18 protein-coding genes, 1 pseudogene and 1 CRISPR repeat array are annotated in these 22,801 nt (G+C 49.9%); of the genes and pseudogenes, 13 read left to right on the top strand and 6 right to left on the bottom strand.

What is annotated here, in order from left to right:
- Positions 1 to 203: pseudogene (locus tag M988_RS23030) on the top strand (hypothetical protein); the annotation flags it as partial.
- Positions 204 to 269: 66 nt separating this feature from the next.
- Positions 270 to 1,127 (top strand): deoxyribonuclease IV, encoded by an 858-nt coding sequence (gene nfo, locus M988_RS07305; RefSeq protein WP_061059879.1) that lies wholly within the window; start codon positions 270 to 272, stop codon positions 1,125 to 1,127.
- Between the two features lie 68 nt (positions 1,128 to 1,195).
- Here the strand turns inward: nfo and fruA are convergent, their stop codons facing one another.
- From fruA to fruB, 3 genes are read right to left on the bottom strand one after another with little or no spacing between them, the layout of a single operon-like run.
- Positions 1,196 to 2,887, bottom strand: a complete 1,692-nt coding sequence (gene fruA / locus M988_RS07300) for a PTS fructose transporter subunit IIBC (protein ID WP_039187575.1) — start codon at positions 2,885 to 2,887, stop codon at positions 1,196 to 1,198.
- Positions 2,888 to 2,901: 14 nt separating this feature from the next.
- The gene (fruK, locus tag M988_RS07295; RefSeq protein WP_004089482.1) at positions 2,902 to 3,840 is read right to left on the bottom strand and encodes a 1-phosphofructokinase; all 939 of its coding nucleotides are present in this window, start codon (positions 3,838 to 3,840) and stop codon (positions 2,902 to 2,904) included.
- Between the two features lie 2 nt (positions 3,841 to 3,842).
- Complete coding sequence (gene fruB, locus M988_RS07290) at positions 3,843 to 4,976, bottom strand: fused PTS fructose transporter subunit IIA/HPr protein (protein WP_061059877.1); 1,134 nt, start codon at positions 4,974 to 4,976, stop codon at positions 3,843 to 3,845.
- 260 nt (positions 4,977 to 5,236) lie between these two features.
- Here fruB and M988_RS07285 point away from each other — a divergent pair, with 260 nt between their 5' ends.
- From M988_RS07285 to ybiO, 5 genes are all read left to right on the top strand, one after another.
- Positions 5,237 to 5,671: a nucleotide triphosphate diphosphatase NUDT15 gene (locus tag M988_RS07285; RefSeq protein ID WP_008813921.1), complete on the top strand. Its 435-nt coding sequence runs from the start codon at positions 5,237 to 5,239 to the stop codon at positions 5,669 to 5,671.
- Positions 5,672 to 6,105: 434 nt separating this feature from the next.
- Complete coding sequence (glnH, locus tag M988_RS07280) at positions 6,106 to 6,849, top strand: glutamine ABC transporter substrate-binding protein GlnH (protein ID WP_008813922.1); 744 nt, start codon at positions 6,106 to 6,108, stop codon at positions 6,847 to 6,849.
- Between the two features lie 227 nt (positions 6,850 to 7,076).
- On the top strand, positions 7,077 to 7,745 hold the full coding sequence (glnP, locus tag M988_RS07275; RefSeq protein WP_004089507.1) for a glutamine ABC transporter permease GlnP: 669 nt from the start codon (positions 7,077 to 7,079) through the stop codon (positions 7,743 to 7,745).
- Complete coding sequence (glnQ, locus tag M988_RS07270; RefSeq protein WP_004089509.1) at positions 7,742 to 8,464, top strand: glutamine ABC transporter ATP-binding protein GlnQ; 723 nt, start codon at positions 7,742 to 7,744, stop codon at positions 8,462 to 8,464. The genes glnP and glnQ overlap by 4 nt, the downstream gene beginning before the upstream one ends.
- A gap of 249 nt (positions 8,465 to 8,713) precedes the next feature.
- Positions 8,714 to 10,957 (top strand): mechanosensitive channel protein, encoded by a 2,244-nt coding sequence (gene ybiO, locus M988_RS07265; RefSeq protein ID WP_064573486.1) that lies wholly within the window; start codon positions 8,714 to 8,716, stop codon positions 10,955 to 10,957.
- Between the two features lie 60 nt (positions 10,958 to 11,017).
- Here the strand turns inward: ybiO and rlmF are convergent, their stop codons facing one another.
- On the bottom strand, positions 11,018 to 11,965 hold the full coding sequence (rlmF, locus tag M988_RS07260) for a 23S rRNA (adenine(1618)-N(6))-methyltransferase RlmF (RefSeq protein WP_008813924.1): 948 nt from the start codon (positions 11,963 to 11,965) through the stop codon (positions 11,018 to 11,020).
- Positions 11,966 to 12,139: 174 nt separating this feature from the next.
- Between rlmF and M988_RS07255 the strand changes: the two genes are divergently transcribed.
- The 6 genes from M988_RS07255 (at position 12,140) to yejF (ending at position 20,474) form a co-directional block, all read left to right on the top strand.
- Positions 12,140 to 12,781, top strand: a complete 642-nt coding sequence (locus M988_RS07255; RefSeq protein WP_061059875.1) for a flavin reductase family protein — start codon at positions 12,140 to 12,142, stop codon at positions 12,779 to 12,781.
- Positions 12,782 to 13,069: 288 nt separating this feature from the next.
- The gene (locus M988_RS07250) at positions 13,070 to 14,653 is read left to right on the top strand and encodes a cyclic di-GMP phosphodiesterase (protein WP_064573481.1); all 1,584 of its coding nucleotides are present in this window, start codon (positions 13,070 to 13,072) and stop codon (positions 14,651 to 14,653) included.
- 249 nt (positions 14,654 to 14,902) lie between these two features.
- The gene (locus M988_RS07245; RefSeq protein WP_039187566.1) at positions 14,903 to 16,729 is read left to right on the top strand and encodes an extracellular solute-binding protein; all 1,827 of its coding nucleotides are present in this window, start codon (positions 14,903 to 14,905) and stop codon (positions 16,727 to 16,729) included.
- A 10-nt stretch (positions 16,730 to 16,739) separates the two neighbouring features.
- A complete protein-coding gene (locus M988_RS07240) occupies positions 16,740 to 17,837 on the top strand; it encodes a microcin C ABC transporter permease YejB (protein WP_064573478.1) in 1,098 nt (365 codons plus the stop codon).
- Positions 17,837 to 18,859, top strand: a complete 1,023-nt coding sequence (locus M988_RS07235) for an ABC transporter permease (RefSeq protein WP_061059871.1) — start codon at positions 17,837 to 17,839, stop codon at positions 18,857 to 18,859. The genes M988_RS07240 and M988_RS07235 overlap by 1 nt, the downstream gene beginning before the upstream one ends.
- 1 nt (position 18,860) lies before the next feature.
- On the top strand, positions 18,861 to 20,474 hold the full coding sequence (gene yejF / locus M988_RS07230; protein WP_064573476.1) for a microcin C ABC transporter ATP-binding protein YejF: 1,614 nt from the start codon (positions 18,861 to 18,863) through the stop codon (positions 20,472 to 20,474).
- A 67-nt stretch (positions 20,475 to 20,541) separates the two neighbouring features.
- Positions 20,542 to 21,049: direct repeats of the CRISPR family, unit length 28 nt; unit sequence TTTCTAAGCTGCCTGCACGGCAGTGAAC.
- 181 nt (positions 21,050 to 21,230) lie between these two features.
- Here yejF and cas6f read toward each other — a convergent pair.
- Both cas6f and csy3 read right to left on the bottom strand, forming a co-directional pair.
- Positions 21,231 to 21,785 (bottom strand): type I-F CRISPR-associated endoribonuclease Cas6/Csy4, encoded by a 555-nt coding sequence (cas6f, locus tag M988_RS07225; protein WP_064573474.1) that lies wholly within the window; start codon positions 21,783 to 21,785, stop codon positions 21,231 to 21,233.
- Between the two features lie 13 nt (positions 21,786 to 21,798).
- Entirely contained in the window at positions 21,799 to 22,791 is a 993-nt protein-coding gene (gene csy3, locus M988_RS07220; RefSeq protein WP_064573472.1) for a type I-F CRISPR-associated protein Csy3, read from the bottom strand.
- Positions 22,792 to 22,801 lie beyond the last annotated feature (10 nt).

The raw sequence follows: 22,801 nt of genomic DNA, 5'->3' as shown, positions 1-22,801 counted from the left end.
AACTCGGACGCCTGCACGGTGTTCATGTAGATTTCAGTGCGTTAGGCGTACGAAACCTTAACTGCTCTCATGTAGATTTCAGTGCGTTAGGCGTACGAAACCTTAACTGTTCTCATGCAGATTTCAGTGCCTTAGGCGTACAAAACCTTAACTGCTCTCGTGCAGATTTCAGTGCCTTAGGCGTACGAAACCTTTCCTCCTAGAGACATGAAACCTTACACCATCCCCACATCAATGCCATAATGCCCCCATAAAAGAGGAGAAGAGCAATGAAATTTGTTGGAGCCCATGTCAGCGCCTCCGGCGGCGTTGATCAGGCCGTCATTCGTGCGCACGAATTGGAAGCCACTGCCTTTGCATTATTTACCAAGAACCAACGTCAGTGGAAAGCCGCCCCGTTAACGGCTGAAGTGATTGATAAATTTAAATCTGCATGTGCGCAATACCACTACCAGCCAGAACAAATTCTACCTCACGACAGCTACTTGATTAACCTCGGTCATCCGGTTGAAGAGGCTCTGGAAAAATCCCGCGAAGCGTTCATCGATGAGTTAGAACGTTGCTCCGAGCTTGGGCTGACATTGCTGAATTTCCATCCAGGCAGTCATCTGATGCAAATTGATGAGGATAAATGCCTCGCCCGCATTGCTGAATCTATCAATATTGCGTTAGATAAAACGCAGGGCGTTACCGCAGTGATAGAAAATACAGCGGGACAAGGAAGCAATCTCGGTTTCCGCTTTGAGCATCTGGCCGCCATTATTGATGGTGTAGAAGACAAATCACGCGTCGGTGTATGTATTGATACCTGTCATGCATTTGCGGCAGGCTATGATTTGCGTACCGAAGAAGAGTGCAGCAAAACCTTTGCAAACTTTGAGCGTATTGTTGGCTTTAACTATCTGCGCGGCATGCATCTCAATGATGCCAAAAGTGCCTTTGACAGTCGCGTAGACCGGCACCATAGCCTTGGCGAAGGCAACATTGGTAAAACTGCGTTTAGCTGGATTATGCGTGATCCACGCTTTGACGGCATTCCATTGATTCTGGAAACCGTAAACCCAGACATTTGGGCTGAAGAGATTGCGTGGCTGAAATCGCAAGAAGTTGCGGAGAACGCAGCGTAACTCAGAGTATCCCATAGTAAAACGGGTGCCTCTGGGGCACCCGTTTTCATTTCAGCTATCACCTAAGCTTAAGCCAATTTCTCTTCCGCAATTTCCACGTCTGGACGTTTCAGCAGAGCATATAAGCCCCCTGCCAGAAGCGTACCCGCCACAATCGCGATCAGATACTGAATTACCGGTGTAATAGCACCAGGAATCAACAGTACGAACAAGCCACCGTGTGGAGCCATCAGCTTAGCGCCAAAGAACATGGACAAAGCACCGGTCAGCGCGCCACCGGCAATACAGCACGGTAGGACACGCATTGGGTCACGCGCGGCAAAGGGAATCGCCCCTTCAGAGATAAAGCACAAGCCCAGAACCAGCGCCGCTTTACCACCTTCACGTTCGCTTTGAGCAAATTTATTACGCGCTACCAGCGTTGCAAACCCCATAGCCAGCGGTGGAACCATACCCGCAGCCATGATCGCCGCCATTGGTGCATAGGTCTGAGTACTCAGCAGCGCAACACCAAAGGCATAAGCGGCTTTGTTGACCGGACCGCCCATGTCGGTACACATCATCGCGCCCAAAATCGCGCCTAAGATCACGGCGTTAGCCGTCCCCATCGCTTGCAACCAATGAGTCAAACCTTCCATGATGGCAGCAACAGGTTTACCGACGATATAAATCATCGCTAAGCCTGTAATCAAACTCGCTATCAACGGAATAATCAGGATAGGTTTCAGAGCTTCCATACTCTGTGGCAAATGCAGCTTAGTGCTAATTAATTTGGCCACATACCCCGCGAGGAAACCTGCAATAATCCCTCCCAAGAAGCCAGCACCGGTGCTTACAGCCAACATACCACCGATCAAACCTGGCGTTAAACCCGGACGGTCGGCAATGGAAAACGCGATGTATCCAGCCAAAACAGGCACCATCAACGCAAATGCAGAACCACCGCCAATCTGCATTAACGCCGCTGCCAGCGTACCCTCTTGTTTAAACGCTTCGATCCCAAATACAAACGACAGCGCGATACACAGGCCGCCCGCCACCACCATTGGCAGCATGTAAGATACGCCGGTCAGCAGGTGGCGATAGGCCCCAACAGCCTCTTTTTTCTTAGATGAGGAAGCCGTTGAAGAAGATTTCTGCGCGGTAAAGGTTTCAGACTCCACCAGCGCTTTGTCCAGCTCCTGAGCCGTTTTCTTCAATGCCAAACCGGTGGTGGTGCGATACATCGGCTTACCTGAGAATTTATTCAGATCAACTTCGATATCAGCAGCGACAATGACCAAATCCGCAGCGGCAACTTCCTCAGGGGTAATTTCGTTACCCGCACCGACTGAACCGCGGGTTTCTACTTTAACCCACCAACCACGTTTTTTAGCTTCTGCCTCAATAGCTTCAGCAGCCATAAAGGTATGTGCGACACCCGTCGGGCAAGCGGTAACGGCCACAATACGCATCTGGCCTTTGGCCGGTGCTGCCGCGGTAGCACTGGTATACTGGTAAGATTGCGCTTCAGCCATCGCCTGAGCTAAAAACGCTTCCGGTTCACGAATCGCTTTCTCAGCACTGCCAATAAACAGGCGTTTGCCGTTGAATGCGGTATCCTGTGGCTGCTCGTCACCGATAACGATGATCAGTTCAGCATCCTGAGCCGCATCAAGTAGCGTGATATCCAGTTTAGCTGCAACACTTTCTAACATGCGCTTGGCGAGGTAGCTACGAGCCTGCCCCTGAGCGCCTTCGGTTAACAGTAAGGTTTTCATGTGGCCATCCTCAATTAATTAAAAGGCTTCAGGTCAACACGCGCCATCATGGCTGCCAGTTGTGTACGATCGGCAATTCCTACATTACTCTGGCTGACGGCCAACGCGGCAACGGCAGTTGCCAAACGCAGGGTGTGTTCGCTGGACTCACGCATCATTAGGCCGTAAATCAAGCCACCTACCATGGAATCCCCTGCACCCACGGTGCTAACCACTTCACACGCTGGTGGCTTAGCCAGCCATGCGCCGGATGCATTAACCCACAGCGCCCCTTCAGCACCGAGAGAGATAACCACGTGTGCAATGCCCTGATCGCGCAACGCATGTGCCGCACCGACCACATCGTCTAAGGTTGGCAGCTCACGCCCCGCCCAGATCTCCAGCTCGCGACGGTTCGGCTTCACCAGCCAAGGCGCCGCTTTCAAACCAGCAACTAACGCTTCACGGCTGCTGTCAAAAATAATACATGGGCATTGGCTGCGCAGACGGCGCATCCAATCGGTGAAATCATCAGGATCAACGCCCGCTGGCAAACTGCCACTCACGCAAACCATATCAAACTGTCCCAACCAGCTCAGAGAGTCATTAACGAAACGCTCCCAGTCCGGCTTGGTCACTTCAAAACCAGAAAAGTTGAAGTCAGAAACTTCGCCGTCTTTTTCAGTCAGTTTAACGTTGATACGCGTACGACCGGCTACGACCTGAAAACGGTTCGCAATACCCAGCTCGCTGAACAACTGCTGAAAGCCATCCTGATTCTCTTTACCGAGAAAACCACCCACGGTCACGTCGATACCAAGATCTTTTAATACTTTGGCAACGTTGATCCCTTTACCTGCCGCATGAAGGCCTGCAGTCTGAACGCGGTTAACCTCACCACGTTCAATCTCGGCGCAGTAACCAACCAAGTCATAGGCTGGATTTAAGGTAATTGTTGCAACTCTTCTACTCATTCTTATGCCCCTTCGCCTAGACCATCATTGATAGCCTGACCGATTGCTTCTAATGCTTGCGCTGCGTCGCTACCATTAGCAGTGAAACGCAGGCGATGACCTTTTTTAACGCCCAGCGCGACAACTTTCATCAGGCTGCGCCCATTAGCAGGAACGCCAGAACCATCGAGGTTTGTTACGGTGATCTGGCTTTCAAATTTCTTAATAGTATTCACCAGCAGCGTCCCCGGACGCGCATGCAGGCCATGCTCGTTGCGCAGAACGAACTCCGCGCTAAGCACAGAATCTTCTTCAGCCACTTCGCTGGTCAGTAACGCCACCAAGGCGGCGGCATCCGTCGCTTTCAGCAAGCGCTCGGCCTGATTGTTCTGCAATAAGGTGCTCAAATACCCCAGCATGCCTTCTGGCTGTGCATCCGCCATGGCAACCGTCAGCAACAAACCCACTTTCTCGCCATCCACGTCAAACGGAGTCTGAGGCCGAGCGGCGGCCGCGGCGCTAGCCTGATTGCCCAACGCACTGTCGCTTAGCCAAATACCTTGACCAAGATTCAGCGGCTGACGCGTAATCACGTCGCTAACAAATTCTGCATTGACCGCACCGGCCTGTTGCAAACGACCCGCATTGATAGCCTGTAACGTCATCAGGCTATCGGCGTTGATATCCAGCGTGACCATTCCCGCGTCGAAACGGAACGCCGCCACGCTACGCTCTCCCATCAACAGGCTACGTAACTCTTCTGCTGAAGTAGTTTGTGCCATCTGCTGTGCAACGCTGTCATCACTCAGCACATGTGTCAGTTGACGCAACAATGCGAGATGTTCATCAGAGCGCGCAGCAATACCGATAACGACGTAAGCGCGCTGGCCTTCGCTCCACTCAACGCCCTGTGGAAACTGGAAAACCTTGACTCCGGTTTTCAGCACCATATCGCGGGTATCGGTGGTACCGTGTGGGATCGCGATGCCGCTACCAAGATAGGTCGAGGTCTGTTTTTCACGATTAAGCATACCCTGCACATAGCCTTCGCTTACATACCCAGCCTGAGTCAGTGCAGCTGCAATTTGTTGAATTGCTTCTTCTTTATTACTCGCCGAAGCGGCAAGATGTATATCTTGTGGGGACAGGTGAAACATAAACGCTCCTCTCACACTGGGCAAAATTTATGGTTGAATCGTTTCAGCTATGTTTTAAAAAAATCGCGCTGTATTTTCTAAAACAGATCGAATACAACGCTGAATCGTTTCGATGAGTTTGGCCTCTGCCCTTTTTATAAGCAAGATATTCGATGAATGTTATTTTCGTTTTTTGAGGGACAGCACACTTTTGCTGAAGTGCTGTCATTAAAAGTATGAAGCTGAGATAATTTGCTGAAGTTTGCTGATGGAGAAAACTAATGGCAGTAAAAGTCGGCGTTGGCGTCATTATCGCTAATCCACAAGGTCAGGTGCTACTGGGAAAACGTTGTGGCAGCCATGCACCATTCTGGTCGATCCCCGGCGGGCATGTTGAGGAAGGCGAAACTTTCGAGCAAGCAGCGATCCGCGAAGTTGAAGAAGAAACGGGCCTTATCGTTACCGAACCACGGTTGATCGGCGTGACCAATAATTTAGCCACTTGGTTAGATGAAGGCGTCCATAGCGTCTCCATGATTATGGTAGCCACCTATGTTCGCGGTGAGCCCCAGTTACGCGAACCAGAAAAATGCGAGCAGTGGCGTTGGTGTAATCCACAACGCATGCCAGAACCCTGCTTTGAAGCCTGTCGTAATGGTATTCACCTATGGCTGAATGGTGAGTTTTACCTCCCGTCGGCGGCCAATAACGCCTGACACCCTGCATTCAATAAAACCCCTGATGTGCAGCGCGAGTAGGTGCTTAGATGTCATCATCTACTCGCTTTTCGTTTTCTCACGGGTTTGTCCAACTCCACCCCATCGCACCATTTAAGTGCAAAACAATCCCTTCGATGTACAAAAGTTAGATTTAGTTATCACAACTGAAACAAAATTGTTAAATATAGATTGTGAATCCTGTGTTTTTCCCTTAAATCTACTGCGGTGCACCATTTGGGAATTCGATGCACCAAAAAAGGGCACCAAAACAATGCGCCCACAGGTTTAGCCTGACCTTTATGGGTTAATCTCTATCCACAATATCTGATAACCATTTGATATATATAGAATATAAATAGTTGGCATGATTCTTTCATTGTCAATCAGGTACACACCAATGGGCTATCCCGAAATTTAAGGAATTTTTGCTTATGAAATCTATAATTAAAGCATCTGTAGCTGCTCTTACCTTAGCTCTTGCCATGAGTTCTCACGCCGCTGAAAAACAGCTTATCGTTGCTACGGATACGGCATTTGTTCCTTTCGAATTCAAACAGGGTGATAAATACGTTGGCTTCGATATCGATCTGTGGGATGCCATCGCTAAGCAGTTAAACCTTTCTTATACCCTGAAGCCAATGGATTTCAGCGGGATTATCCCTGGTCTGCAAACTCGTAACGTCGATTTGGCGCTGGCGGGCATCAGCATCACTGACGAACGCAAAAAAGCGATCGACTTCTCTGATGGCTACTACAACAGCGGTCTGCTGGTAATGGTGAAGAAAGACAATAACGACGTGAAAAGTGTGAAAGATCTGGATGGCAAAGTGGTCGCCGTTAAGAGCGGCACTGCGGGCGTTGATTACGCCAAAGCCAACATCAAAACCAAGGATTTGCGTCAGTTCCCAAATATCGATAACGCCTATCTGGAGTTAGGTACTGGCAACGCCGACGCGGTACTGCACGACACGCCAAATATCCTGTACTTCATCAAAACCGCCGGTCATGGCCAGTTCAAAGCCGTGGGTGATTCTCTAGAAGCACAACAGTATGGCATCGCGTTCCCTAAAGGCAGCGATCTGCGTGAAAAAGTAAACGGCGCGCTGAAAACGCTGCGTGAAAATGGCACCTACAACGAAATTTACAAAAAATGGTTTGGCGTAGAACCGAAATAAAACCAATAAAAATTTAATGAATTTATCCGGGGGGATTTGTCCCTCCGCGATATTGGCGGTAATGGGTAAATAGTTGAAGTTATTGCCCGATAGAACTTTCTATACTCACCATCCTTGGAATTGCATCACAAAAGGCTTCAGCCTTTGAACAGCGCTTGCGCTGACCCAAAAGGGGCAAATTCAAGTACGCCGAGTATAAATGGGCAAAGTTTCCAGGAGAATACAACATGCAGTTTGAATGGAGCGCCATTTGGGACGCTTTCCCTATCCTGCTCGAAGGTGCCAAGCTGACGCTATGGATATCTATCGTCGGGCTGTTAGGTGGCTTGGTTATCGGCCTCGTCGCGGGTTTTGCCCGAGCGTACGGTGGCTGGCTGAGCAACCATATCGCGCTGGTCTTTATTGAGCTTATCCGCGGTACACCTATCGTCGTTCAGGTCATGTTCATCTACTTCGCCCTGCCGATGATGCTACAAGCATTCATGCAAGTGCGTATCGATCCGCTCACCGCGGCGGTCGTGACGATCATGATTAACTCCGGCGCCTATATTGCTGAAATTACACGCGGAGCTGTACTTTCTATTCATAATGGCTTCCGTGAAGCAGGTTTAGCACTAGGCCTTTCCAAACGCGATACCCTGCGCTACGTCATTATGCCACTGGCGCTACGCCGCATGTTGCCGCCGTTGGGTAACCAGTGGATTGTAAGCATCAAGGACACATCCCTGTTTATCGTTATTGGCGTCGCCGAATTAACTCGTCAGGGACAGGAAATTATTGCCGGTAACTTTCGCGCAATGGAGATTTGGAGCGCAGTCGCCGTGATTTATCTGATCATCACGCTGGCACTGAGCTATGTATTACGTCGTCTGGAAAGAAGATTGAAAATAATATGATTGAATTTAAACATGTTGATAAAAGCTTCGGTCAGACTGCGGTTCTGCATGACATTAATCTGAACATCAATCAGGGCGAGGTGGTTGTCATCATCGGCCCATCAGGTTCAGGAAAATCAACGCTGCTGCGCTGTATCAACAAGCTGGAAGAAATCAGCGCCGGCCAGCTTCTGGTTGATGGCATGGACGTGAACGATCCGAAAGTTGACGAGCGTCTGATTCGTCAAGAAGCGGGTATGGTGTTTCAGCAGTTTTACCTGTTCCCGCACCTAACCGCACTTGAAAACGTCATGTTTGGCCCGACGCGTGTTCGCCACATGAAGAAAGAAGATGCAGAAAAGCGTGCGCGTGAACTACTGGCAAAAGTGGGCCTGTCTGAACGCGCCGATCACTATCCATCTGAACTTTCTGGTGGGCAACAGCAACGTGTGGCGATTGCTCGTGCGCTGGCGGTTAAGCCCAAGATGATGCTGTTTGACGAGCCCACCTCTGCACTCGATCCTGAGTTACGTCATGAAGTGTTGACGGTCATGAAGGATCTGGCTGAAGAAGGCATGACGATGGTTATCGTGACGCACGAAATTGGCTTCGCACAGAAAGTGGCCTCGCGCCTGATCTTCGTGGACAAAGGCCGCATCACTGAAGATGGCGAACCTGACGCGCTAATCAGTCATCCGCCAAGCGACCGTCTGCGCGAATTCCTACAGCACGTTTCCTGATAATACTAAGTACCTCATCTCAAGGGCGCTTTTAAGCGCCCTTACTTTTTTGTCCACTACGGCTGCATGCGTATTACGCACGAATCGCTCACGAATACTCAGCAAAACCGGTTCACTATTCCTATACTTAACACCGTTTAGCCTCATCAACACCGCAGTTTGACGGCGTCAAATAATCAGCCGTCTGCTTTTTTTACCGCAATCCCCATCACCGAGCAGCGTTGTAAGCTTGTTTAATGGAGTCTTTTTATGTCACAGGGAGCCCGCCTTATCCCCACTTTCTTACGCTACTGGCTTTTCGTTTTTGCCTTACTCTTTTCATTCACCGGTGCGATAAGCAGCGCAAATGCGGCTGACGCCGCTAAAAACAGCGATTCAAAAGCCGCCTATACGGCTCTGGCCGATATTCTGTCTGACGCCTCCAGCCGCGATGCGCTGATTGCTGAACTACGCGACAGCGCCAAAACAGGCAAACCACCCACGCCTCCTTTAAACAAAGAGACCTCGGCGCCACCACGCTCAGACTCTTTTGCTGAGCAACTCGACACCACGGTTCAGGGTTATCTGGCCGCGGCTCAAAATAAGCTGAATAACGTTGTCACCACGCTAAAAGCGCCGCCACACAAAGCGTTTAACCCTGACACATTTTGGCCTGCGCTAAGTCACTTTCTGCTCACCGTGGCAGTGACCTTTGCCATTTTCTTATCAATCCGTTTTTTTGCCACCCCGTTTTATAAGCGCATCGGCAGTTGGGGACATAAAGCGCGCGAAAAGCGTGTGGATTGGGCACGACGCCCAACCGCCATCTTAAGTGCGTTTATTATTGATTTACTGATCCTGCTATTTTGCATTACGGCGGGCAATATTATCGCCGCCTCGTTTGGCAGCAATTCGTTTGGTCACAACAGCCCTGCGATCATGCGCCAACAGACGCTATTTCTGAATGCTTTTGCGCTTATTGAGTTTTTTAAGGCCGTCTTACGTCTGATCTTTGCCCCTAAATTTGACTATCTGCGTCCGTTCCCTTTTAGCGACGCTACGGCGAAATATTGGAATACACGACTTGCGTGGCTAAGTGGTCTTATTGGCTATGGGCTGATGGTCGTCGTTCCCATCACTAACGCTCAGTTAGGCACCTCGGTGGGGGTTCTCGTTAACTTCTGTATTATGCTGGCGCTAACGGTCTATGCCATTGGGCTGATACTGATAAATCGCACACCTATTCAGAAAGAAATCACCGCGCTAGGCAACCGTTCTTTGGCGTTTTTCGGCATGTTCTTACACGCGCTGTCTCACGTCTGGCATCTGTTAGCGATTGGCTATTTTCTCGTGCTGTTTTTACTTTCTCAGTTCGACCCCGGTAACAGCCTCGCCTTCATGATGGACGCTACGATTAAAAGCCTGTTAGTCGTTGGCTGCGGTGCTTTAGTCTCCGGCCTGCTAACACGATGGATTTCACGCCGCATTACGTTACCGACCGATATGAAACTGAAATATCCCATGCTGGAGCGTCGGATAAACTCTTATATTCCCAGCGCGCTACAGATCATGCGCTTTATCGTCGTGGTCGCGATTCTACTGTTCCTGCTCGACGCTTGGCATATCTTTAATCTACGTTCATGGCTAGACTCTGCGACCGGCGAAAAGATTATTGGCGGCATCATCCATATCCTGCTGATTATGTTTATCGCCGTATTAGGCTGGACGCTGCTGGCAAGCATTATCGAACATCGACTCAGCTTAGAAATGGATAACCCCAAGCATCCCGGCGCACGCGAACGCACTTTGCTGACGCTGTTCCGCAACGTGCTTTCCATTGTCATCACGACCATAACGGTGATGATTATTCTTTCTCAAATCGGCATCAATATCGCCCCCCTGCTGGCTGGCGCGGGGGCTCTCACCCTAGCGGTCAGCTTTGGCGCTCAAACACTGGTCAAAGACGTTATCAACGGTATTTTTATTCAGTTTGAAAACGGTATGAATACTGGCGAGTACGTCACCGTGTTTGGTATTACAGGCACCGTTGAACGGATGACCATCCGCTCTATTGGCCTGCGCGATGATTATGGTGTTTATCATCTGGTGCCGTACTCCTCAATAACCACCGTCGCCAACTACGCTCGCGAATTTGGGGTTTATCGTGCCAACTATGTGATTAGCCGTGATGAAGATATTGAGAAAGCCAACGAAGTGTTGAAACAGGCCGTGGCGGAGCTACGAGAAAATCCGCGTTTGAAAAGCCTACTGATTGGAGAACCCGCGTTTAACGGTGTGGTTAAGCTGGATGATATTTCGTTCACTCTACGCACGACGATCCGTACCGTCGCGCTACAGCAATGGACGATTCAGTATGCATTGGACAAACTGGTTAAAGAACATTTCCAACGCGCGGGGATCAAAACGCCGCATCAGAATGTGCAAATCAGCTATGCAGAACAGCAGAGAAAGGCGTTACCGCCGCTGGAGGGTGCAGATGGCATAACGCCGTAGGAAAATCAGGTTTCCTCTCCTAATCACTTGAGAGGAAACCGTTGATTCAGCTAGCGCTGATTAGCGGATTTTACGTTTGTTCTCAGGCAGGAATGTCCATGCCACAAAGCGGCTGACTTTCTGCCCCTGAGACATCTCTACGGTGCGCACGTCCAAGGCCTCAACGTCTTCTAAAGCCTCATAGATAGCCGGCAGATTCTCTTGGCGAGAGACTAAACTGGTGAACCATCCCACTTGTTTAGCGTAAGACTCGCTCTCTTCAATCATTTTGGTGATGAAGGCCACTTCCCCGCCTTCGCACCACAGCTCCCCGGCTTTTCCACCAAAGTTCAGCACCGGTTTGCTCGCATCGCGCCCCAGATTAGTGAGTTTGCGACGGGTACCATTCAGCGCCTCTTCAGCCGAGCTATGGAATGGAGGGTTACACAGCGTTGCCGCATAGTGTTCGCCAGCCTTGATTGCCCCTTTCAGGATTTTGGCCGGATCTTGCTGCTGACGCAGACGGATATTTTTTGCAGCTTCAGGATTAGCCTTGATAACCGCACCCGCAGATTTCAACGCCACAGGATCAATCTCGGTACCCGTGAAGCGCCAGCCATACTCATGCTGACCAATCAGAGGGTAGATGCAGTTCGCACCGACGCCGATATCAAGAATGCACACGTTAGGTCCGCGTGGCACCTGATAGCCATTGTCCGACGCGAGGACATCAGCCAAATAGTGCAGATAATCGGCACGGCCAGGAATAGGTGGGCACAGATAGCCATCGGGAATATCCCAGTGACCGATCTGATAAAAATGCTGCAACAGCGCGCTATTCAGCGCTTTCACCGCCAGCGGATCGGCGAAATCAATGCTGTCATCTCCCCACTGGTTACGCGCAACAAAGGCCTTTAACTCTGGCGAGGTTTCGCACAAAGCCGGAAAATCATAGCGTTCACGATGGAGATTACGTGGATGCAAATTGGTTTTTTGTGCAGGAAAACTTTTCTTTTTTGGGTTTTTCATTCGACGGTTTCGATCAACATTAAGACATCATGAATGTATGCCCCACACGCACGGATAGGCTACGAGTTAGGGTATAGAATAGGGAAATTAGGCGAAGTATACCCGTTTCTACTGACACTGACTAACACACCCGCTAAGCTGTTGCTGACTCTATTGAATGCGTAAGGATGTGCCATGTCTTCACTCTTTGAGTATTACAGCTATCAGCCCGCCCAAGGCCACGGATTAGCACACGATCCCCTTAATGCCATCATCGGCCCGCGTCCTATTGGTTGGATAAGTTCTATCAGCGGCGATGGACAACACAATCTTGCTCCGTACAGTTTTTTCAACTGCTTCAGCTATCATCCACCGGTGATTGGTTTCGCCAGTAGCGGCTGGAAAGACAGCGTAGCAAACATTAGTGAAACCGGTGAATTTGTATGGAATCTCGCCACCCTTGATAATGCTGAGGCGATGAATCAAAGCTCGGCATCATTACCACACGGCGAAGATGAATTTGTGTTTTCAGGGTTAAACATGCTGGCTAGCCGCTGGGTTAAGCCTGCTCGGGTAGCTGAAAGCCCAGTGAATTTTGAATGTAAACTCACACAATGCATTCAGCTCCAAGACCAATACGGTCAGCCCTTTGACTCTTGGCTAGTATTAGGCGAAGTGATTGGTATTCATATTGCCGAAAACCTACTTGATGAGAATGGTATATATCAAACCGCCGCGGCCAACCCTATTTTGCGTGCAGGGGGTCCCTCAGCCTATTACTCAATCAGTGATGAAAATCGTTTCGATATGCGTAGACCAACAATAAATAGAACGTAGCGAAGATTAAAAAACAGACACTTTCTATATAAGAAGCCAATTATATTATCCTTTTTGGCTTCAACACCTTACAGCTATTTCCTGCTTTTTAGCCTCATATTAATTCACAATAGATAAACATTTTTAATTTTTTATTAAATACCCAGCAATAGAATAATTCATACCAAAAACAAATATCCCTGTATTTATTAATGGAAATATCTTATTTTCTATTTAGAAAAATCCTAACCATTAATATCAGGCGCTCCAGAATTATCTCTGAGCCCTACTTTGCTCAGGAACTGCGGCATGGTGTTACCCACAGCCTTGTATAAAAGATCTGCCTCAACGTCATTGCGCGTATTGATATCAACAATCGTCGCCATCATCGTCGCCGCGGTTTTTTTTATGCTGGCGGGTCACTCCCTACAACAACAACGCGAAAAACAGCAGTTTGAGTTAGCAAAAACGGGACTGATGTACGCATCACATCTTGCCGATGATTTAGACCAAAAAATGGTCTCCCTGTTACCACTCACTCATGTGCTCTGTGAAGAGGTGGCAAACACCCTCTCCAGCAAAGCCGTCTTCAGTGGAGGCGTACGGGCCTATATTCTGGTTCGCAACGGTACCGCAGTGTGCTCCAGCGTCACGCACACGATGTCGTCTCCAGCAACAAATATCTATCCAGATATCGATCTAGACCGTGATGCCGATATGATCTTACAGCAAGGAACGCCGCTGGTTCCCGATCGCCCGGTCATTGCCTTTTGGCGCTCCACTGGTGATGGTACTCGCTCCGGTGTTTTGCTAACGCTGGATATCAATCCCGCGCCTTACATGCTGTTTTTCAGCCGCGAACGTACTATTTCTGGCTTAGCGCTGATTATCAAAGATCGCGCAATTAGCACCTATGAGCCCAACATTATTACCGTTGACGAATTACCTTCGAACCCTGATGTCACCGTGCAGGATGAGAAAAACCGCTTTACCTTCCGCCTATATGGAAGCCCTCTCTCCACCAGCGATTTGGGATTATTAGGCATGTTTTCTCTGCTGGTCGCGGTGATTGCTTGGCTGATCACCTTCTATTTCTTATCTCAGCAACGCCGCTTCGATCGCGAGATCCTGCAAGGCATCAAACGCGATCAGTTTTATCTGCTCTACCAGCCAGTGATTCATGCAGAAACCCATCTGCCGGGAGGATTTGAAGCCTTAGTCCGTTGGAAACATCCTAAACTAGGGCTGATCCCACCTGATGAATTCATCCCGTACTGCGAGTCACAGGGATTGATCGCGCAACTCACCCAACACATCATGACACTGGCGGCTCGCGATGCGCATCGTCTGATCGATGTTGTCCCCAAAGGGACTAAGCTGGGCTTGAATATTTCGCCATTGCATATGACACTCGACGGTTTCAAAAATGACGTCCTGCACTTCATTAACATGATGCCGACGGAGTATCTCATTCCACTGTTTGAAATTACCGAACGCAGCATGGTGCAACATGGCGGCGCCGAGGCCATCTTTGACTGGCTCCACGCTCAGGGGATTGAGATCGCCATAGATGATTTTGGTACGGGTCATAGCGCGCTGATCTATTTGCAGCGCTATAAAATTGATTACCTGAAAATCGACCGCGGTTTTGTGAACTCAATTGGGCTCGAAACGGTCACTGCGCCTGTTCTTGATGCAGTGCTCGAATTAGCCAAAAAGCTTAAACTGCAAATCGTCGCGGAAGGTATTGAAACCGAAGAACAGGCAGAATATCTGCGGCAACGCCATGTTAACTACTTACAGGGCTATTTATTCAGCCGTCCTATTCCGGTTGAGCAGCTGTATGACTATTATCGTGACCACGTACTTCCAAAACTCAACGCCATCATTTGAGTTGGCTTTAGACAAAATATTGCCAATAACCGTGTTTGCACTAATAAAAGACACAAAAAAATACAATGAATTGAAACTTTTATCCCCCGCTTAGCTTAACATTGCTATTCTTGGTACATCTGCAGGGTTGCGGAGAATTCGACGGAGTAACACGCGGTTGATTTTATTCACCGTGGATCCCTCGTTTGCCTGATTGAATATCATGTTTGCCCAGAAGATTCTGGGCGTAAAGCAGGAGCTAACACATTTATGCACTCGCGCTTTCTGAAGACTTTGTGCACGGTGGTTCCCCTTGTGGCCGCCCTCAGTTTTAACGTTCGTGCCGACGTCATTAACGAAAGCTATGCCTTTTCCATTTTAGGCGAGCCGAAATACAGCAGTGATTTTACCCACTTTGATTATGTGAACCCCGCGGCTCCTAAGGGCGGTGATATCACACTTTCGGCGCTGGGTACCTACGATAATTTTAATAGTTACTCTTCTCGCGGGCATGCCGCCGTGCGTGCTAACCAGCTCTATGACACGCTGTTCACCAACTCCGCTGATGAAATCGGCAGTTACTATCCCCTCATTGGCGAATCCGTACGCTATGACGACCAATTCCGCTGGGCCGAAGTCAACATCAACGCTGATGCGCGTTTTCAGGATAATACGCCGATAACCGCGCAGGACGTCGCGTTCAGCTTTAATAAGTTCATGACTGAGGGTGTTCCTCAATACCGGATTTACTATAAGGGAGTGAATGTCAAAGCCATCTCTCGCCTGACCGTGCGCTTTGAACTACCGACGCCTGACAAAGAAATGATGCTTAGCCTGATCGGTGGCTTAAAAGTGATGCCAGAAAGTTTTTGGAAAAATCATAAACTTTCCGAGCCGTTGAGCACTCCCCCGCTGGGCAGTGGCCCCTACCGCATTTCAGATTATCGTTTAGGGCAATTCGTCACCTACTCGCGTGTGACCAATTATTGGGCGGCTAACCTACCGGTCAATCGCGGGCAGTACAACTTTGATACCATCCGCTACGATTACTATTTGGATGACAAAGTGGCGCTGGAAGCCTTTAAAGCCGGTGCTTTCGATTTTCGCATCGAAACCTCGCCAAAAAACTGGGCGACACAATACAGCGGCGGCAATTTTGCCAAAAACTATATCGTTAAATCTGACGAAACTAACCAGTCAGCACAGGATACACGTTGGCTGGCGTTCAACACCAAGCGCCCTATTTTTGCCGACCGGCGCGTGCGTGAAGCGATTTCACTGGCCTTTGATTTTGCTTGGATGAACAAAGCGCTGTATTACGACGCCTATCAGCGTACCAATAGCTATTTCCAGAATACCCAATACGCAGCGCGAAGCTATCCAGACTCTGCCGAACTCGCGTGGCTAGCGCCGCTCAAGGGCAAAGTGCCAGCGGAAGTCTTTACCCAGATTTATCAGCCAGCCAGCACGGATGGCAGCGGCAATGACCGCGAAAATCTGCTGAAAGCCACCACACTCTTAGAAGACGCAGGGTGGACGGTAAAAGATCAAAAGCTGGTCAACAAAACGACCGGAAAACCGTTTGTCTTTGAATTGCTGCTGCCCAGCAGTAGTAATTTCCAATATGTCATGCCGTTCAAACATAATCTGGAAAAGCTCGGCATCACATTAAATATTCGTGAAGTGGATACCTCGCAGTACACCAACCGTATTCGCTCGCGGGATTTCGATATGTTCCCCACCGTGTATGGCGGAATGAATTATCCTGACCCGTCGCTAAAAATCCTATGGCGCTCAGACTATATCGACTCTACGTGGAACAGCGCCGGCGTGCAGGATCCTGCCGTTGATAGCCTGATAGACAACATCATCAGCCATCAAGGCCAACCGGAAGCTTTGCTATCGCTTGGCCGTGCGTTAGATCGCGTACTGACGTGGAATCATTACATGCTGCCTATGTGGTACTCCAACCACGACCGCATCGCCTACTGGGACAAATTTTCCATGCCGGCGCTGCGCCCAGCCTATGATCTTGGATTTGATACCTGGTGGTATGACGTAAACCGCGCGGCTCAGTTGCCGCAGCAACGGCGATAAGAGGTTTACGATGACCGCTTATCTTATTCGTCGTCTATTACTGATAATCCCCACGCTCTGGGCCATTATCACCATCAATTTTTTCATCGTGCAAATCGCGCCGGGTGGCCCCGTCGATCAGGCAATTGCCAATATCGAAATGGGGCAAAACGCGGGATTTGGCTCCGGCGGCGGCGACCAAATCGGAGCCGCGCGCGGCGGTATTGCGGCCAGTAACGTTGGCGAAGGTCAATATCGCGGCGCTCGCGGATTAGATCCGCAGATTATTGCCGAAATTGAAAAGCGCTTTGGCTTCGATAAACCGCTCCATCAGCGATATTTCGACATGCTATGGAACTACGTTCGTTTCGATTTTGGCGATAGCCTGTTTCGCGGCGGCTCCGTTATGTCACTGGTTGGGCAAAGCCTGCCGGTCTCCGTTTCTTTAGGGCTATGGAGCACGCTGATCATTTATTTGGTGTCGATACCGTTGGGTATCCGCAAAGCGGTTCATAACGGCTCACGGTTCGATACATGGAGCAGTACGCTGATTATTATTGGCTACGCCATCCCCGCATTTTTGTTTGCCATCATGCTGATTGTCCTGTTTGCAGGCGGCAGCTATTGGGATTGGTTTCCGCTACGCGGTCTGGTTTCCAGTAATTTTAGCTCGCTGCCGTGGTACAGCAAAATCACCGATTACTTTTGGCATATCACCCTGCCGGTGCTCGCCACCGTCATTGGCGGCTTTGCCAGCCTGACGATGCTAACCAAAAACTCATTTCTGGATGAAGTCCGCAAACAATACGTTGTCACTGCACGTGCCAAAGGCCTCGACGAACAGAAAATTCTCTACCGGCATGTGTTCCGTAACGCCATGCTGCTGGTGATTGCAGGTTTTCCCGCGGCGTTTATCAGCATGTTTTTTACCGGTTCACTCCTGATAGAAGTGATGTTTTCACTTAACGGCCTTGGGCTGCTGGGCTACGACGCCATTTTGCAGCGCGACTATCCGGTGATGTTCGGCACGCTGTATATCTTCACGCTGCTTGGTTTATTACTGAACATTATCAGCGATATTACCTACACGCTGGTCGATCCGCGTATTGACTTCGAGGCTCGCCACTAATGACGCTTAATCCAATAAATCAGGCTCGCTGGCAGCGCTTCAAGGCCAACCGACGTGGCTATTGGTCGCTATGGATTTTCCTGATCGTGTTTATCATGAGCCTCGGTTCCGAGCTTATCGCTAATGATAAACCCTTACTGTTACGCTACGACCAGCAATGGTATGCCCCTTTTTTAATCAACTACCCGGAAACCACTTTCGGCGGCGATTTTAAAACGGCGACCGATTACCAAGACCCGCTGATCCGTAGCAATATCGAACAGCATGGCTGGGCGGTTTGGGCCCCGATTCGCTACAGTTATAACAGCATTAATTTCGCCACCAAAGTGCCGTTCCCCTCCCCACCGTCCCGCCAACATTGGCTCGGCACCGACGAAAACGGCAACGATATTCTGGCGCAGGTGTTATATGGCCTAAGGATTTCCATTCTGTTTGGTCTCATGCTCACGGTGCTCTCGAGCATCATTGGCATCACCGTGGGGGCGACTCAAGGATTTTACGGCGGAAAAGTGGATTTAATCGGCCAACGTTTTATCGAAGTGTGGTCCGGTATGCCAACGCTATTTCTGATTATTTTGCTTTCCAGCGTGGTGCAGCCGAACTTTTGGTGGCTACTGGCGATTACCGTTATTTTCGGCTGGATGGGTCTGGTGGGCGTGGTACGCGCCGAGTTTCTCCGCACACGCAATTTTGACTATATTCGCGCAGCCAGAGCAATGGGCGTAGACGATCGCACGATCATGCTACGCCACATGCTGCCGAACGCGATGGTCGCAACGCTCACTTTCCTGCCCTTTATCCTATGCGGCGCTATCACCACCCTCACCTCTCTCGATTTTTTAGGTTTCGGGTTGCCGACCGGTTCTCCCTCATTAGGAAGCTTGCTGCTGCAGGGGAAAAACAACCTGCAAGCACCATGGTTAGGCATCACGGCGTTTGTGGTTCTGGCGGCGCTGTTGTCGCTGCTGATATTTATATTCGAAGCGGTACGCGACGCTTTCGATCCCTCGAAGGTGAATTGATATGACGGAAATTTCACTCTCGCACTCACAGCCGCCTCTGCTTAGCATTCGCGATCTACATATTCATTTTCGCCATGGCGAAGTGACTCGTCCGGTGGTTAACGGGGTATCGCTTGATATCAACGCCGGTGAAACCCTCGCACTGGTCGGAGAATCTGGTTCTGGAAAAAGCGTCACTGCGCTTTCGATTTTGCGCCTGCTCTCTTCGCCTCCGGCACAATATCCTAGCGGAGATATTCTGTTTAACGGACAATCGCTGCTGCACGCAGACGAAGCCTTTTTGCGAAGCATTCGCGGCAATGAAATTGCCATGATCTTCCAAGAACCGATGGTGTCGTTAAACCCGTTACACTGCATCGAAAAACAACTGGCTGAAGTGCTATCGCTGCATCGAGGCATGCGCCGTGCTCAGGCTCGCGCAGAGATTATCCGCTGCCTGGATCGTGTGGGAATTCGTCAGCCTGAGAAACGCCTGAATGATTATCCTCACCAACTCTCCGGCGGGGAGAGACAGCGCATCATGATTGCCATGGCTATTCTGACTCGACCTAAGCTGTTGATCGCCGATGAACCGACCACGGCGCTTGATGTTTCCGTGCAGGCACAAATCCTTGAACTGCTGGCTGAACTCAAGCAAGAGCTCAATATGGGGATGTTGTTCATCACCCATAATCTCAACATCGTTAAGCGCTTGGCCGATCGCGTAGCCGTGATGCGCTATGGCGAAATCGTTGAAACCGGTGAATGTCAGGCGCTGTTTTCAGCACCGCAGCATCCGTACACTCAACAGCTCCTCGACGCCATCCCTTCTGGCGATCCGGTGGCGCTGCCTCAACCGACGCAAACCCTGTTGGAAGTCAAAGATCTCAGCGTCCGGTTCCCCATTCGGCAGGGAATACTGCGCCGTACCGTTGGCTATAGCCATATCGTCGATCGTCTCAACTTCACGCTGCAACGAGGGGAAAGCTTAGGGCTAGTCGGTGAATCTGGATCGGGGAAAAGCACCACCGGTTTGGCTCTTTTGCGGCTCATTCCGGCGCTAGGCGAAATTTGGTTTGAGGGTACTGCGCTACATTTGCTGAATTTAAAGCAGCTTCAGCCGTATCGCAGCCAGATTCAGGTAGTATTCCAAGATCCGTATTCGGCGCTGAACCCTCGGCTGAACGTTTTGCAAATCATCGCCGAGGGCTTGCAGGTACACCAAAAGCTGAACGAACAGCAACGGGAAGAGCGGGTAATCAGCGCTATGAACGAAGTTGGGCTCGATCCAGAAACTCGTTATCGCTATCCCACCGAGTTCTCCGGCGGTCAGCGTCAGCGTATTGCGATTGCCCGCGCCTTAATTCTTGAACCTCGGTTATTGATACTGGACGAACCGACCTCTTCGCTCGATCGCTCCGTGCAGGCACAGATTTTAACGCTGCTGAAAACGCTTCAGCAACGCCACCAGCTCAGCTACCTGTTCATCAGCCATGACTTGCAGGTAGTGCGGTCACTGTGCCATCAGGTGATGGTGATGCGAAACGGAAAAGTGATTGAGCATGGAAACTGCGCTGAAGTTTTTGCAAATCCAACTCAAGACTACACGCGCCAGCTATTAGCCTTTGCTGACTGAGATAGGCTAAATCATTGCGGATGCAGCAAAAGAACGGCCGTGAGTTCGTAGCCTAAACGACAAACCCGTTTTAAGCTGCCTGCACGGCAGTTAACTACTCTCTCCCGATAGCGGCGGGTTTCCGTTGTTTCTAAGCTGCCTGCACGGCAGTGAACCTAGTTGGCAGGGTTCCCCCCGACTAGTTGTCTTTCTAAGCTGCCTGCACGGCAGTGAACGCTTCGTCCAGACCATTTTTTCGAATTGCTGTTTTCTAAGCTGCCTGCACGGCAGTGAACAATTACGTGGTGCTTGGCCTCTTTGTCGTTGATTTCTAAGCTGCCTGCACGGCAGTGAACCCCAGAGGGCCGGGGACGAGGCGCTTTGCAGTTTTCTAAGCTGCCTGCACGGCAGTGAACTTAGTTTAGAGGGAACTTGTACTGCACAAGGTTTTCTAAGCTGCCTGCACGGCAGTGAACGATCTGCGCACCACTACCGATATTGATAGCCTTTTCTAAGCTGCCTGCACGGCAGTGAACATCCGCTTGGCATACTCTGGATCAACTTCAATTTTCTAAGCTGCCTGCACGGCAGTGAACTGTAGAATAACTGGAGAAAGATTTTATAAATCAAAACAATAGCCTGTTACTCTTTATAAAACCCTTTTTATTTTGCATCATCCATGATTATTGAAAATCAATAAGTTACGAGCAAGCAATAAAAAAGGGTTTTAGCTGAAGCGCCCGTCTAGTTTCAGGCGGGCGCTGAAAACCAACAAAACTAAAACCACGGCACAGTGGCGATTGAGCTTAAGCCGTAGCTACTGAAGGTTCCCGCCTGAGGATGAGACTGCGCTTTCCCTTGGCGGATAAACAGCGGAAACATTTGTCCAGTGGATAGGCTTTTCAACGAAATAAAGGGCAGTGAAGTGCGTTGCTCGTTGGCATCCAGAATTTGCTCCCGCGCCTGTTCCTCGGTGAGCCAGCCTTTTTTAACCGATCTGCGCCGCAGTCGTTCCGCACTGCTTTTCACCTGCACTCGACTCACGGTGCAATGCATCACATTCTCAGGGATCCGTTGAATGTCGCTGCATTGTGTATAGTCTCGCAGCCCTTTCAGCCACGGTGTTGCTTGCAGCGCTTGCAACGCGTCTTGAGAACCATGTAAACGCAGCGTATCGCCCAACATTTTCCCCGCACGGGGAAAACTTACCCCAACCGCGCCATTGGCTTGCGCACCTAATACACGATGCAGCTTGGCAAACAGCGCAGCCATTAGCATTGGCTCACTGAACTCTGGGTCTTCAAGCACGCGGATATCCTGATAAAAATTCATATCAGCCCCTTAATCACTCTTTCTCACCAAAGACACCACCGCGGATCAATATAGCCATCACATAATGCTGTTGTTCTACCGCTGGCTTATCCCCCTTAGTGACCCACTTATCCAGTAGAGTGTAAAAATCCATTTTTTCTTTTGGCTGACGGCAGGCAACGCCACGGCTAGTGACAGAACCATAGGGCTCAACGGCAATCGCGCCCAGTGAATCGACCATGGGATGCCACGTATCGATGGTGCGTAGCGCATTGCCGATTTTTTGCGAGTGCATCGCTGCAACATTGCTGACCTGATATAGCACCTTACTTTTTTTACTATTACTATCTAAAACAAGCTCTTGAGATGGGAACACTTCCTGCCCTGCACCTAATTGAACAAACGCCTCAACGGTAAGTAAAACAAAGCTTTCTCCACGCAGTCCACTCTCAATCACCTGCGCGAGCGCCTGCAAATCACCTTCGGGTTGGCAGAATTCACGCAGACTGTAGTGTTGTGCATCAAACGTCCAGCGTTGCTCTCCTGAGGAGATATGCACTTTAATGGCTTCAGCACCAACGCGGTTGCGCCACAGGAAACGACCATTAGCCAGGTTTTCTGCATAGCGCGCAGCCAGTTCGGTAAAACCATGCTCAGAGATATACCCCTCAATCACATCCTGTAACGCAATTTGGTATTCCCGATCGTTACACACTGACGGCGTTGATAAATGGCCTAATACGCGCAGGGTAAATGTCACTTTCAGCGTATCGGCATCCATTGGCAACGCGGCTACGTCAACGCGTTGCAGGTTAGCTTTTTGGATCTCGGCATCTAATTTAGCAGGATCGCTGGCAATGGCATTTTTCAGGCGATTGGAAATCGTACCGCGCACCGCTTTTTCTTGAATATGAATCGGTTGCCAAACTCCGCCGTTAATATCATCCCATTTTCCTGCAAACATGAGTGCATCAGAGTTTGCTAGCTTACGTTCGAATGCCAGTACAGATGCTGTTTTAATAGCCATTGAAAATTCC

This window comes from Hafnia paralvei ATCC 29927 (assembly GCF_001655005.1).
Classification (GTDB): Bacteria; Pseudomonadota; Gammaproteobacteria; order Enterobacterales; family Enterobacteriaceae; genus Hafnia; species Hafnia paralvei.
The sequence above is the reverse complement of the archived record's forward strand: the minus strand, read 5'-3'. Positions and strand labels throughout refer to the sequence as shown.

What these genes read in the sequence shown, in the direction of transcription:
- nfo (WP_061059879.1), top strand. Translation starts at nt 270, where the DNA reads ATGAAATTTGTTGGAGCCCATGTCAGCGCCTCCGGCGGCGTTGATCAG.
- fruA (WP_039187575.1), bottom strand. Translation starts at nt 2,887, where the DNA reads ATGAAAACCTTACTGTTAACCGAAGGCGCTCAGGGGCAGGCTCGTAGC.
- fruK (WP_004089482.1), bottom strand. Translation starts at nt 3,840, where the DNA reads ATGAGTAGAAGAGTTGCAACAATTACCTTAAATCCAGCCTATGACTTG.
- fruB (WP_061059877.1), bottom strand. Translation starts at nt 4,976, where the DNA reads ATGTTTCACCTGTCCCCACAAGATATACATCTTGCCGCTTCGGCGAGT.
- M988_RS07285 (WP_008813921.1), top strand. Translation starts at nt 5,237, where the DNA reads ATGGCAGTAAAAGTCGGCGTTGGCGTCATTATCGCTAATCCACAAGGT.
- glnH (WP_008813922.1), top strand. Translation starts at nt 6,106, where the DNA reads ATGAAATCTATAATTAAAGCATCTGTAGCTGCTCTTACCTTAGCTCTT.
- glnP (WP_004089507.1), top strand. Translation starts at nt 7,077, where the DNA reads ATGCAGTTTGAATGGAGCGCCATTTGGGACGCTTTCCCTATCCTGCTC.
- glnQ (WP_004089509.1), top strand. Translation starts at nt 7,742, where the DNA reads ATGATTGAATTTAAACATGTTGATAAAAGCTTCGGTCAGACTGCGGTT.
- ybiO (WP_064573486.1), top strand. Translation starts at nt 8,714, where the DNA reads ATGTCACAGGGAGCCCGCCTTATCCCCACTTTCTTACGCTACTGGCTT.
- rlmF (WP_008813924.1), bottom strand. Translation starts at nt 11,965, where the DNA reads ATGAAAAACCCAAAAAAGAAAAGTTTTCCTGCACAAAAAACCAATTTG.
- M988_RS07255 (WP_061059875.1), top strand. Translation starts at nt 12,140, where the DNA reads ATGTCTTCACTCTTTGAGTATTACAGCTATCAGCCCGCCCAAGGCCAC.
- M988_RS07250 (WP_064573481.1), top strand. Translation starts at nt 13,070, where the DNA reads ATGGTGTTACCCACAGCCTTGTATAAAAGATCTGCCTCAACGTCATTG.
- M988_RS07245 (WP_039187566.1), top strand. Translation starts at nt 14,903, where the DNA reads ATGCACTCGCGCTTTCTGAAGACTTTGTGCACGGTGGTTCCCCTTGTG.
- M988_RS07240 (WP_064573478.1), top strand. Translation starts at nt 16,740, where the DNA reads ATGACCGCTTATCTTATTCGTCGTCTATTACTGATAATCCCCACGCTC.
- M988_RS07235 (WP_061059871.1), top strand. Translation starts at nt 17,837, where the DNA reads ATGACGCTTAATCCAATAAATCAGGCTCGCTGGCAGCGCTTCAAGGCC.
- yejF (WP_064573476.1), top strand. Translation starts at nt 18,861, where the DNA reads ATGACGGAAATTTCACTCTCGCACTCACAGCCGCCTCTGCTTAGCATT.
- cas6f (WP_064573474.1), bottom strand. Translation starts at nt 21,785, where the DNA reads ATGAATTTTTATCAGGATATCCGCGTGCTTGAAGACCCAGAGTTCAGT.
- csy3 (WP_064573472.1), bottom strand. Translation starts at nt 22,791, where the DNA reads ATGGCTATTAAAACAGCATCTGTACTGGCATTCGAACGTAAGCTAGCA.